Origin of the sequence: Stenotrophomonas sp., assembly GCF_032056425.1 — a bacterium.
Taxonomy (GTDB): domain Bacteria; phylum Pseudomonadota; class Gammaproteobacteria; order Xanthomonadales; family Xanthomonadaceae; genus Stenotrophomonas.
This window is the reverse complement of record NZ_DAMBCN010000008.1, coordinates 97238-109447: the sequence shown is the minus strand read 5'-3', so window position 1 is coordinate 109447 and position 12210 is coordinate 97238. Positions and strand designations below refer to the sequence as shown.

Below are 12210 nucleotides of genomic sequence, written 5' to 3'. Positions count from 1 at the left end.
CGCGCTCGGTAGGTGCCGACCTTGGTCGGCACTGCTTCGCCGCCCTTGGTAGGTGCCGCCCTTGGTCGGCACTTCGCTTGCGGGACCTTCCTCTTACCCCAGATCCCCCAACCGCGCCTGCACGGCCGCGATCGCGGCCAGCCCGGCGGTTTCCGTACGCAGGATGCGCGGCCCCAGCTGCAGGCCCTGGAAGCCCGCAGCGGCCAGCTGGTCACGGTCACGCGGCGACCAGCCACCTTCCGGACCGATCGCGATGACCACGCCCCCCGCCGGTGCGGCGTCCAGCGTCGACAACCGGTGTGCCCCCTGCGGGTCCAGCGTCAGCCGCAGCGTATCGGCCGGCAGCGTCGCTGCCGCCTGTGCCAGCGACAGCGGCGCGCCGACCGCCGGAATGCGCGCGCGCCCGGACTGGCCGCAGGCCGAGGTCACCACATTGTTCCAGTGCGCCACGCGCTTCTCCGCACGGGCGGCATCCAGCTTCACCTCGGTGCGTTCGGCATTCACCGGCACGATCGCGGCCACGCCCAGCTCGGTGGCCTTCTGCAGGATCAGGTCCATCTTCTCGCCGCGCGCAACGCCCTGCAGCAGGGTGATGGCCAGCGGCGATTCGTTGCTGATCGGCTGCGCCGTCTCGATGCGTACCTGCACCTCGCGCTTGCCGGCCAGGGTCAGCACGGCGCTGTAGTCGTGGCCATCGCCATTGAACAGTACGCAGTGATCGCCTTCGCGCAGGCGCATCACCCGCACCAGATGGTTGGCCGTCTCTTCCGGAAGCGTCAGGGTCTGGCCGCTGTGCAGCGGCAGGTCGATGGGACAGCGGGTCACGCGCATGCAATTGCCTCGTCGATGGCTGCCAGCGTGGTATGGGCCAGCAGTTCCAGTTGTTCGTCGTCCACACAATACGGTGGCATCCAGTACAGCACATCGCCCAGCGGGCGCAGCACCACGCCGCGCTTCAGCGCGGCCTTGTAGGCGTGCAGGCCAAGCCGCAGCGCCGGGTTGAACGGGGTGCGCCGGTTTCCGTCGCGCGACAGCTCGAAGGCCACCACCATGCCGGCCTGGCGTACATCGGCCACATGCGCATGGTCGGACAGTGGTGCCGCAAGGGTTGCCATCACCGAGGCGATGCCGCGGTTGCGCGCGATCACGTCGTCGTCGCGGAAGATATCCAGCGTGGCCAGGGCGGCCGCGCAGGCCAGCGGATTGCCGGTATAGCTGTGCGAATGCAGGAAGGCGCGCTCACGCGAATCGTCGAGGAACGCGTCATACAGCGCCTGTGTGGTCAGCACTGCAGCCAGCGGCAGGAAGCCGCCGGTCAGGCCCTTGGACAGGCACATCAGGTCGGGCATTACCGCGGCCTGTTCGCAGGCGAACAGCGTGCCGGTACGGCCAAAGCCGGTGGCGATCTCATCGGCGATCATGAACGCACCGTGCGCGTCGCACAGCTCGCGCACCCGCTTCAGATACACCGGGTCGTACATGCGCATGCCGCCGGCGCACTGCAGGCGCGGTTCCAGGATCACCGCGCAGATTTCACCCGGGTGCTGGTCGAACAGCGTGGCCAGGCCGTCGGCGGCCTGCAGGGCGCGCTCAGCGGCGCTCTGCCCGGGCTCGGACAGGTAGGCATCGGGCGACGGCGCGAACAGACCTTCGGCCAGCAGCGGCGCATACACGCGGCGGTACAGCGGAATATCGCCCAGCGCCAATGCGCCCAGGGTTTCGCCGTGGTAGCCGTTCTCCAGCGCGATGAAGCGCGTGCGCCGGGTCTCGCCGCGGTTCTGGAAGTATTGGAAGGCCATCTTCAGCGCTACTTCCACCCCGGCCGAGCCGTTGTCGGCAAAGAACACCTTGGCCAGCGGATCGCGCCCCGCCTGGCGCGGTACCAGCGCCAGCAGACGCTCGGCCAGGGTGATCGCCGGTTCATGGCTGAACCCGGCCAGCATCACCTGCTCCAGTTGCCCGGCCTGGGCGGCAATGGCGCCGCCAATGCGCGGTTCAGCATGGCCGAACAGGTTTGTCCACCAGCTGCTGACCGCATCCAGGTAGCGGTTGCCATCGTGATCGATCAGCCAAGCGCCCTGTCCCCGCGCGATCGGCACCAGCGGCAGGGTGTGCGGGTGCTCGCGCATCTGCGTGCAGGGGTGCCACAGCACCTGCAGGTCGCGTTGCCGCCACTGCTGGGCCAGCGGGGAAGGGGTTGGGTCTGCTAGCATTTCGGGCTCATGAACATGTTGCTGCCTGCCCATTCTATCGGCCCCGGTGCGCGCGCCGCCCGCCGTGGAGAGTCCGTATGACCGATGACCGCGCCAGCCGTCGCCTGCCGATCATCCATCGGATCACCGACGAGGAGAACGGCCCGTTCCAGCGCCAGCATCTGGATCTGGAGTTTTCCAACGGCGAACACCGGCGCTTCGAGCGCCTGGTCAGCCGCGGTCATGGCGCCGTGGTGGTGGTGCCGATGCTGGACGAAGAGACCGTTCTGCTGGTGCGTGAGTACGCCGCCGGCGTGCACCGCTATGAGCTGGGCCTGGTGAAGGGCCGTATCGACGCCGGCGAAACCCCGGAACAGGCCGCCGACCGCGAGCTGAAGGAAGAAGCCGGTTACGGTGCGCGGCGGGTGGATGTACTGCGCGCCATGACCCTGGCGCCGACCTACATGAGCCACCAGTCGTGGCTGGTGGTGGCACGCGATCTGTACCCGGAAAAGCTGGCCGGCGATGAGCCCGAGGAACTGGAAGTGGTGCCGTGGAAGCTGGCCGAGCTGGACCAGCTGATGCTGCGCGAAGACTTCTCCGAAGGTCGTTCGCTGGCCGCGCTGTTCATCGCGCGGCAATGGCTGCAGGCGGCACGATGATCAAGCTGACCACCGAACTGCGCGAGACCGCCATCGCCATTGCCCAGCAGGCCGGACAGGCGATCATGCAGGTCTACAGCAGCGGTTTCGACGTCACCCTGAAGGCCGACGACAGCCCGGTCACCGCGGCCGACCTGGCTGCCGACCGCGTCATCCAGCAGGGCCTGCGCCAGCTCACCCCGGACCTGCCGATTCTTTCCGAAGAATCGGCGCTGGTGCCGTGGGAGCAGCGGCAGCACTGGGGCGCTTACTGGCTGGTGGACCCGCTGGACGGCACCCGCGATTTCGTCAAGCGCAACGGCGAGTTCAGCGTCAACATCGCGCTGATCTACCAGGGCGCACCGGCGTTCGGCGTGGTGCAGTCGCCGGTGACCGGTATCGTCTGGCACGCCATGCGCGGCGAACTGGCCTACCGCCGCCAGGGCCTGCATGACACCGTGCTGCGCACCCGCACGCCGGCCACCACGCCGTTGCGGGTGGCGGCCAGTCGCTCGCACCGCTCGCCGGAAACCATCGCGCTGCTGCAGCGCATGGGCGACATTGAAACGGTGGTGCAGGGCTCGTCGCTGAAATTCTGCCGGATCGCCGAGGGTGGCCTGGATGTCTATCCACGGCTGGGCCCTACTTCGGAATGGGACACCGCCGCCGGCCAGTGCGTGCTGCATGCCGCGGGCGGTGCGGTGCTGTCCGCACGCACCGGCAAGCCGTTCCGCTACAACCGCCGCAGCACGCTGCTCAATGGCGATTTCATCGCCCTGGGTGACACCAGCCTGCCGTGGCGCGACTGGTTGACCGATTGAACCTGGAGGCTGCATGAGCGACACCCCCACCGCCGGCAGTGCCGCCAGCGCTGAACTGGAGCGCCTGCTGGCGATCATGGCCCGCCTGCGCGACCCGCAGGGCGGCTGCCCGTGGGATCTGCAGCAGGATTTCAGCACGATTGCCCCTTACACCATCGAAGAAGCGTACGAAGTGGCCGATGCCATCGACCGCGGCGACTTCGATGACCTGTGCGATGAACTGGGTGACCTGCTGCTGCAGGTGGTGTTCCATGCGCGCATGGCCGAAGAGCAGGGCAGCTTCGCCTTCGCCGATGTCGCCCGCGCGATCAGTGACAAGATGCAGCGCCGCCACCCGCACGTGTTCGCTGATGTGAACGTGGAAGACGCCGATGGCGTGATGCGCAACTGGGACGCGATCAAGCGTGCCGAACGTGCGGCCAAGGGTGACCAGGATGGCTCGGCCCTGGCCGGCGTCTCGCGCGGCCTGCCCGAATGGCAGCGTGCGGTGAAACTGCAGGCACGCGCTGCACGGGTCGGCTTCGATTGGCCGGGCCCGTTGCCGGTGCTGGACAAGGCCGCCGAAGAACTGCAGGAACTGCGCGAGGAATTCGAGCGCGGTGATGTTGCCGGCAACAAGGCACGGCTGCAGGAGGAACTGGGCGACCTGTTGTTCGTATGCGCCAACCTGGCCCGCCATGCCGATATCGACCTGGGCGCGGCACTGCGCGGGGCCAATCACAAGTTCGAGCGCCGCTTCCGCGCCATGGAAGCGCAGGCCGAGGCGCAGGGTGAAGTGCTGGCCGGATTGGACCTGGATGCGCAGGAAGCCCTCTGGCAACGCGCCAAGGCTGCAGAGAAATCGTGAAGACGCTGGGCCTGTTCCTGCTGACCGCGCTGGCCGAGATTGTCGGCTGCTATCTGCCGTGGCTGTGGCTGCGCAAGGGCGGCAGCGTGTGGCTGCTGCTGCCGGCGGCGGCCAGCCTGGCGTTGTTCGCGTGGCTGCTGACCCTGCATCCCACGGCCAGCGGGCGCGTGTATGCCGCCTACGGTGGCGTCTACATCGGCACCGCGCTGTTCTGGCTGTGGCTGGTCGACGGCATCCGCCCCAGCCGTTGGGATCTGCTCGGTGCCGCCCTGTGCCTGGCCGGCATGGCCGTGATCATGTTCGGCCCGCGCGCCACCGCCCCGTGAACTGTAGAGCCGAGCCATGCTCGGCTGTTTTCTGCTGCGGCGTCGATCCCTGCTCGGACGCTTCTGCTCTTCCGTAGAGTCGAGCTTGCTCGACTGTTTTTTGCTTTTCCGTAGAGTCGAGCTTGCTCGACTGCTCTTGCTGGAATCAGTCGAGCAAGCTCGACTCTACCGAAGCGTCGAAGCAGTCGAGCAGGCAACAGCGGTCAGCGCGGCGCCTTGCAGCCCAGCATGCCCAGGTCGATCGCTTCGGCCATCCGCCGGTAGCCCTCATCATTGGGGTGCAGGTGGTCGCGGGTAATGTTGGCCGGCAACGCTTCCGGCGCCGCCGGATCACGCAGCGCCGCATCGAAATCCACCACGCCCTCGAAACCGGTGTCCTTGCCGCGCGCCCACTGGTTGATGGTGGTGCGGGTCGCAGCCGATACCGGCTCGTAGCGCTCGGAACCACCAAACGGGGTCAGCGTGCCCAGCCAGGCGCGGATGCCATGCGCCTGCAGCCGCGCCGCCACCTGCCGGTAGCCCAGCAGCATGTCCGCTGCGTTGCGCCCCGGCAGTGGCTTGGCGCCCCCGCCGTTGCGGATGTCATTGATGCCTTCGAACAGGATCACCTGATCGGCATCGGCCACGGCAATCACATCGCGATCCAGGCGTGACAGCGCACTGTGGCTGCGGCCGTGGTCCAGCAGTTTGTTGCCGCTGATGCCCTGGTTGAGCACCACGAAACGATCCGGGCAGGCCTGCTGCAGGCGTTCGCCCAGCCGTTCGGGCCACTGGTTGAACGAGCCGCGCCGGGCGGTGGCGCCTTCGGTGATCGAATCGCCCAGCGCGACGATCACCTGCGGGCGGTCGGCACGTTGCACCAGCACCGCCGAAAACACGTTCTGCTGGTAGCTCACCTTCACCGCGTCGGCCACGCTGGCCTGCTGGCCATCCACCACCCGCACCACCGTGCGGCGCACGGCCGGCCGTGTCGGCTGCGGGAACCAGGCGGTCACGCTGATCTCCTGCAGTGCGCCCACCTGCAATGGCAGAGGATCGCTCAGCACGGCCGCACCCACCGGAACGTCGATCGCGTTGCGTCCATCCACGGTCAACGGCAGCGCGGCCCCTTTGCCCCCCTTCACCTGCACGCGCACATCCTCCACGTGCAACGGCGTGGTGCCCAGTTCATTGCTGATGCGCAGCCGCAGCGCATCGCCGCGACTGCCCACGCGCACGTCCTGGCGCACGGTCTGCGCGGCAAACTGCACCGGAGCATCGGCGGTGCCGTCCTTGCGATCCGGTGCCGGTGAAGCGGTCCAGGCGGTCACCCAGACCGGTGCGGCCTGGGCGACGGGGGCGGCCACGGCAGCGCCGATGGCCAGCGAAAGCAGGGTGATCCAGCGCTGCATGGCAAGTGTCCGCTCAGGTCAGGAGAAGTAGGTGCCGCCGTTGACGTCCAGGTTCGCACCGGTGATGAACGCCGCTGCATCGGAGGCCAGGAACACCGCCGCATCGGCGGCTTCGTCCGGCACGCCCTGGCGGCGCAGCGGGGTGTTGCCGGCGACGGCGGTGCGCACTTCCGGCTTGGTGAATTCGTCATGGAAGCGGGTGGCGATCATGCCGCAGCACAGCGCGTTCACGCGGATGCCCTTCGGCCCCAGTTCCTTGGCCATGGCGCGGGTGAAGGTCATCACCGCGGCCTTGGCGGTGGCGTAGATCGACGCGCCGGGGCCACCGCCATCGCGGCCGGCCTGCGAAGCGAAATTGACGATGGCCGCGCCTTCGCCCATGTGCGGCACCACCGCATGGGTGGTCAGATAGGTCGAGGTCAGGTTGAGATCCATCACGGTGTGGAAGAACGCCGGGTCGATCTCGGCCAGCGGGCGGCGCTGCACCATGCCGCCGGCCACGTTCACCAGCAGGTCGATGCGCTCGCCGAACGCGGCCTGGGTTGCGGCGACAAGGCCGGCCACGGCGGCCGCGTCGGTGACGTCGGCGCGGTGCACGATGGCCTGGCCACCGGCGGCCTGGATGGCGGCCAGCGTGTCCTGCGCGCTGGCTTCGTCGTTGGCGTAGTTGATGCACACGCGTGCACCGGCGGCGGCCAGCTTGATCGAGACGGCGCGGCCGATATCACGGCCACCGCCGGTGACGATGGCCACCTTGTCCTTGAACGACATGCGGGAAACTCCTTGGTTTGCGGGGGAATGGGAAAAGAGGGCTCAGCGGCCGGGGCGGTCCAGCTTGTGGATCGGTCCGGTCCACCACCACAGCGCGGCCAGCGACAGCGGCACCAGGGCGGCGACAAGAATGAAAATGGGTGCGTAGGAATGGCGGGTCAGCACCGGCACCAGCCAGGTGGTGATCAGGGTGCCGGCCACGGCCGCCAGCCCACCCAGGCCGGCCAGGGTGCCCACCGAACGGCCATCGAACAGATCACCGGGCAGGGTCTGGATGTTGCCGATCGCTACCTGGAAGCCGAACAGCACCGCGGCAATGGCCAGCACTGCCAGCAGCGGCTGGTTGGCCAGCACCGCGCCCAGCAGAGCGGGGGCCATGATCACGCAACCCAGGGTGATGGACAGCTTGCGTGCGCGGTCCACGCTGTGCCCGGCGCGGATCAGGCGGCCCGACAGCCAACCGCCGCTCAGGCTGCCCAGCATGGCGCCCACGAACGGCACCCAGGCGAACAGGCCGATCTGCTTGATGTCAAAACCGAACGTTTCGGCCAGGTAGATCGGCAGCCACGAAACGAACAGCCACCAGATCGGGTCCAGCAGGAACCGGCAGGCGAGCATGCCCCAGCTCTGCCGGTGCGCCAGCAGTGCACGCACGCTCACTTTCGGTGCCGCCACCGCCTGCTGACCGGCCTGGTCTTCCTGGATCAGGCGTCGCTCGGCATCGCTCACCCACGGGTGTTTGTCCGGGCCGGCGCGGTAAACGAACAGCCAGGGCAGCAGCCACAGGAAGCCGATGGCACCGACCAGCACGAAGGTGCCGCGCCAGCCCAGCCACAGGTACAGCCCGGCGATGGCCGGTGCCGAGACGATGGCGCCGACCGACGCACCAGCGTTGAACACGCCCTGCGCCAGCGCCCGTTCGCGCGCCGGGAACCATTCCGCATTGGCCTTCACCGCGCCTGGCCATGCGCCGGCCTCGCTGATGCCCAGCATCGCGCGCACCAGGCTGAAGGACAGGATCGAATGGGTGACCGCATGCAGGGCGATGGAGATCGACCACACGCTGATTGAGAGGGCGAAGCCCAGCCGCGTACCGATCATGTCGAACAAGCGTCCGAACAGGAACTGTCCGGCGGCGTAGAACAGCATGAACACGGTCACCAGCAGGGCGTAGTCATCCTTGGTCGCGCCCACTTCCTTGGCGATCTCCGGCCACATCACCGCCAGTGCATTGCGGTCGATGTAGTTGATCACCGTGGCCACGGCAATCAGGCCGACGATCAGCCAGCGCACCGCCGAACGCACCGGCACCTTCCGCAGGCGGGACACCACCGCCGGGCCGTTCATCGTGCGCCACCCTTGCTGCGGTCCATGCGTGCGTGGCTGCCGCTCCAGCGGTAAACGTGGCCATCGACGGTCACGCTGTGCTCGCCTTTGGCGGTGCTGTCGTCGGCCACGCCCAGCGCGATGCGCGCACCGCTGGCCAGGCGCAGCTCGATCACCTCGGCATCGCCGCCGCGGCTGCGCACGATGTCCTTGATGCGGCTGTCGGCGCCGTGCACGTACTCGGCGGTGCCGTTGTACTCGCCATGCGGCTCCAGCACGCTGTAGAAGGTCACATCCTTCTGGCCTTCCACGCGTTGCAGCAGGGCCGGCTCGCGGCGCAGGTTGAACTCCGGGTCGTTGGCGCCGCTTTCCACCAGCAGGGCCTGTGCCGGCGCGCTGCTGCCGAAGCGATAGGTGTAGAAGCGCCCATCCAGCAGCCAGGCCAGCGTGCGCGGCTCGCTGCCGGGCTTGCTGCGTGCGTCCAGCCACAGGTGCTGGTAGCCGTTGTCGCTGCCCAGCACCGGGCGCTGCGCCGGGAAGTGCTCGGCCTCGAAACCGGTGGTGACGATGTGCCCGTTGAAGTGCAGCGGCAGGTCGTAGCGCGCCGCCTTGTCGCCGCGCACCTGCAGCAGGTCCAGCACCACCGGCAGGCCCAGTTCGGGGTGGCGCAGCAGCGCCTGGGTGCGGGTGAACACCACGCCGGGGTAGGCATCACGCATGGTGGCCGAGGCCACCTGGGTATCGGCGTCGGCCTGGAAGAAGCGCACCTGCGGCGCATGTTCCTCACCGCGCTTCCAGTCGCCCTTGAAGTGGCTGGTCTCGTTCACCACCAGGGTGTTGTGGGCCACGGTCTGCTTGGCCCAGCTGCGGTTTTCCGCCAGGTAGATGCCGCCGCGCTTGGCTTCCACGTTCAGGAAGCGGGCCGCGCCGTAGTCGGTCACCACCGGGTTGCCGTTGTCATAGAACAGCCAGTTGAGCTTGTCGAAATGCCCATGGCCCATGCCCTGCATGGTGTCCTTCTGCACCAGCGCCTGGCCGCGTTCGCCATTCATGCGCAGGATCGCCAGGGCGCCGCGGTCACCGGCCGGGCCATCGCGCAGCAGCATGGGGCGGAAGTCGAACGGCTTGGCCTTGTTGGCGGCCAATGCCTGCGCCACCTGCAGGCCTTCGGGCGAAAGCAGCAGCCGTTTCTGTTTCTGTGCCACCGACAGCAGACGATCATCGCCGCTGCGGGCATAGGCAATGCCGATGCCGGCCACCAGTTCCTCGGTGTCGATGCCCTTGTCCAGGATCGCATCGTTGATCGGGAAGAACAGGCCGTCATAGCTGGTCTGCACCAGCACATCCACCGCCTTCAGCAGCACGCCATCACGGCGCTGGAAGATTTTCCGCTGCGGCTCATTGCGTTCCACCGCGTTGGCGAACAGCAGGAACGGTGCCAGTGCGTAGCGCTGGTAGTACGGGCCTTCCTCGTAATAGCCGTCGGGCGAGAACAGCAGGTCGATCTGCCGCAGGAAACCGAACTGGTCATCCTTCTGGCTGCCGCGCAGCGATTTTTCCACCAGTTCCTGGTCGCGCAGCACGTAACCGGTCATGCCGGTGGCCGCGACCGCCCAGGTGGCGTGGTTGTGGATCTGGTCGTAGTTCTTCGGTTCGCTCACCAGGAACTCGGCCATCGGCCGGAACACCTGGGATTCGATGGTCTGCCGGTCGGCAGCCGGCAGTGCATCGCGGATCGCGTCGTAGCCCTGGATCGCGTTGACCAGCCACACCGAATCATTCAGCACCTGCCAGAACACGCGGCCGGGAATCTGCCCGCGGCCTTCCGGGTGCGGGCCCAGGGTGGGGTAGAGCTTGGCGTACTGCAGCAGCATGTCGCGCGCGTAGTCGACATAGGCCTTGTCACCGGTCAGCCGGTACAGCGTGCCGGCGGCCAGCAGCGCTTGGTAATTGCGCTTGTGCTGTTCATGGGTACGGCCGCCGCCCTTGTCCTTGGGCACCGGCACGTCGATGCCGGCCTTCATCATCTTCTTCAGCGATTTTTCCGCGCGCGCCTGCTCTTTGGCGAACCAGGGGTAGCGGCTGCCCTCGCTGGCCATCTGCTGCCATTGCGCGGCGGTCACCAGCACCGGTGCGGTGTCGGATTGGCGCGCGGCGGCTGCCGGTGCCGCCTGCAGCGGCAGGGCCGGCAACACGGTAGCGGGCAGGGCCAGGGCCAGGGAAACGAACAGCGGCTGCAACCTCATCGATCAACTCCGGTGTTGGTGCGTGACAGGGCAACCTCGCCCACCTTGGGGTACCAGTCCACCCCCGTGGCTTCACGTGCGGTCATCGTCAGTGCCGGATCGGCGCCCACGGACGGCAGGGCAGGGCTGGGCACCCACAGTTGGCTGGCAGCCTGCTGCAGGGTGACGGTGCTGCTGGCCACGCCGCCAGGAAACACCGTGCTGGCCTGCGGAGACTGCACGTTGCCGACGAAGGTGATGCCGGCGAGCGAACTGGCGGCGGTGGGCGGATTCTTGCTGCTGCGGTTGACGATCAGGTTGGCGCTGAAGCGGCTGTTGCTGGCGGCCACCTCGATACCCTTGGCCGGATCGTGGCCGACGCCGAAGCTGATTTTGGCCACATCGACGAAGGTGTTGCGGCTGATCGTGGCGTTCACTACCGGCGCGTAGCCGGACAGTGGCGGGTTGGCCTGCGCGTCCATCACTGCCAGCGCGGCGCGGTTGCTGGAACCGGCCAGGCGTTCGAAGTAATTGTTGCTGACGGTCTGGTCGGCGTTGATCACGCGCACGCCGCCGGTACCGGCCTTGTCACCGCCCAGGAACACGTTGTCCAGCACGCGGTTGCCGTTGCCATGGCGCAGGGTGAGCGCACCGGCCGAGCGATAGAAGACATTGCCGCGGTATGTGTTGCCGCCGGACTTGTTGCTGATGATCTCGGTCTCGCCGTCGCAGCCCTCGAACCAATTGTTTTCCACGGTGCTGTTGGAATCGCTCAGCGAGGTATCGCTGGTGCCCACGCGTATCGTCTCGCCGCCGTTCGCGCCCAGCGCCGGGCGCGGACCGAACCAGGTGTGGTCGATGCGGTGCTGGTTGTCCAGGCCGTGGGTGGTATCGCGTACCACCACCACCGTCGGCCCGGCGTTGGTCTTGCCGCGCAGCTGGCTGTGGTCCAGGCGGTTGTGGCTGCCGTACAGCGACACCCAGTAGTCCTGGTCGCTGGCATCGGGGTTGCTGTAATCGTCGATCACCAGCCCGGTCACCCGGCTGTGGGTGGCCACGGCCTTGCTCGATTCGCGGAAGGCCACCACCGCATCGCCGGGCGCGTAGCCGTCGCGGAATACCAGGTTGGACACCTGCAGGTAGCTGCCCGCCAGGCGCAGATCGGAGCGGCCGCTCAGGATCACCTTGCCCGGGGTCTGCGCGCGCAGCACGATCGGCGCTGCTGCCGTCCCCTGTCCCTTCAGCAGCAAGCGGGTATCGGTCCAGGTGCCATTGGCCAGCACGATTTCATCACCCGGCTGCAGCGCGGCGGCCGCGGTGCTGAACTCGGCGGCCTCGTGCACCAGCCAGCTGGCCGCCTGCGCCGAAAAAGTGGACAGGCACATTGCCAGTCCAGTGGCCAGGCACGAAACCGGAAATCGTGTGGAGCGTCGGTGCGAAAGCGTTGCGATGCGCATGCGAACCTTCCTGGGACGGTGGGAACATCGTTGCGGGGCGGCTTTGTATACCACTTCGAGGCCTTTTGTAAGCCAGCTTTCGCGCAAAGTCATGCTGCATGAGCACATAAGTTGCCTGCGAATTGGTCTGAAACAAAGGTATTAAGAAAAACCCAGTCCAATTGGTTGACAACTTGCCATCGGCGTGCCGAAGCTGCGTCCCACGCCTGCCAT

The 12210-nt window shown here is 67.4% G+C and carries 11 protein-coding genes; 4 read left to right on the top strand and 7 right to left on the bottom strand.

The window, feature by feature from the left end; all coding sequences use genetic code 11:
• Positions 1 to 93: 93 nt before the first annotated feature.
• Positions 94 to 831 carry a 16S rRNA (uracil(1498)-N(3))-methyltransferase gene (locus tag RTY46_RS07970; protein ID WP_312707650.1) on the bottom strand — a complete coding sequence of 246 codons (738 nt, stop codon included), beginning with the start codon at positions 829 to 831 and terminating at the stop codon, positions 94 to 96.
• Entirely contained in the window at positions 822 to 2213 is a 1392-nt protein-coding gene (gene bioA / locus RTY46_RS07965; protein WP_312707649.1) for an adenosylmethionine--8-amino-7-oxononanoate transaminase, read from the bottom strand. Before bioA ends, RTY46_RS07970 begins: the two co-directional genes overlap by 10 nt.
• A gap of 77 nt (positions 2214 to 2290) precedes the next feature.
• Here bioA and nudE point away from each other — a divergent pair, with 77 nt between their 5' ends.
• Genes nudE through RTY46_RS07945 form a run of 4 tightly spaced genes read left to right on the top strand, consistent with a single transcriptional unit; the run spans position 2291 to position 4827 of the window.
• Positions 2291 to 2854: an ADP compounds hydrolase NudE gene (nudE, locus tag RTY46_RS07960; protein ID WP_312707648.1), complete on the top strand. Its 564-nt coding sequence runs from the start codon at positions 2291 to 2293 to the stop codon at positions 2852 to 2854.
• The gene (gene cysQ / locus RTY46_RS07955) at positions 2851 to 3654 is read left to right on the top strand and encodes a 3'(2'),5'-bisphosphate nucleotidase CysQ (protein ID WP_312707647.1); all 804 of its coding nucleotides are present in this window, start codon (positions 2851 to 2853) and stop codon (positions 3652 to 3654) included. The genes nudE and cysQ overlap by 4 nt, the downstream gene beginning before the upstream one ends.
• A 13-nt stretch (positions 3655 to 3667) precedes the next feature.
• Positions 3668 to 4501, top strand: a complete 834-nt coding sequence (mazG, locus tag RTY46_RS07950) for a nucleoside triphosphate pyrophosphohydrolase (RefSeq protein ID WP_312707646.1) — start codon at positions 3668 to 3670, stop codon at positions 4499 to 4501.
• Entirely contained in the window at positions 4498 to 4827 is a 330-nt protein-coding gene (locus RTY46_RS07945) for a YnfA family protein (RefSeq protein ID WP_312707645.1), read from the top strand. Before mazG ends, RTY46_RS07945 begins: the two co-directional genes overlap by 4 nt.
• A 203-nt stretch (positions 4828 to 5030) precedes the next feature.
• On the opposite strand, the gene RTY46_RS07940 is transcribed toward RTY46_RS07945, so the two are convergent.
• Genes RTY46_RS07940 through RTY46_RS07920 form a run of 5 tightly spaced genes read right to left on the bottom strand, consistent with a single transcriptional unit; the run spans position 5031 to position 11925 of the window.
• Positions 5031 to 6218 carry a GDSL-type esterase/lipase family protein gene (locus tag RTY46_RS07940; protein WP_312707644.1) on the bottom strand — a complete coding sequence of 396 codons (1188 nt, stop codon included), beginning with the start codon at positions 6216 to 6218 and terminating at the stop codon, positions 5031 to 5033.
• A gap of 18 nt (positions 6219 to 6236) precedes the next feature.
• Positions 6237 to 6989 (bottom strand): glucose 1-dehydrogenase, encoded by a 753-nt coding sequence (locus tag RTY46_RS07935; protein WP_312707643.1) that lies wholly within the window; start codon positions 6987 to 6989, stop codon positions 6237 to 6239.
• Positions 6990 to 7031: 42 nt separating this feature from the next.
• Entirely contained in the window at positions 7032 to 8336 is a 1305-nt protein-coding gene (locus tag RTY46_RS07930; protein ID WP_312707642.1) for an MFS transporter, read from the bottom strand.
• Positions 8333 to 10561 (bottom strand): oligoalginate lyase, encoded by a 2229-nt coding sequence (locus RTY46_RS07925; protein ID WP_312707641.1) that lies wholly within the window; start codon positions 10559 to 10561, stop codon positions 8333 to 8335. The genes RTY46_RS07930 and RTY46_RS07925 overlap by 4 nt, the downstream gene beginning before the upstream one ends.
• Positions 10558 to 11925: a polysaccharide lyase 6 family protein gene (locus RTY46_RS07920; protein ID WP_312707640.1), complete on the bottom strand. Its 1368-nt coding sequence runs from the start codon at positions 11923 to 11925 to the stop codon at positions 10558 to 10560. Before RTY46_RS07920 ends, RTY46_RS07925 begins: the two co-directional genes overlap by 4 nt.
• Positions 11926 to 12210 lie beyond the last annotated feature (285 nt).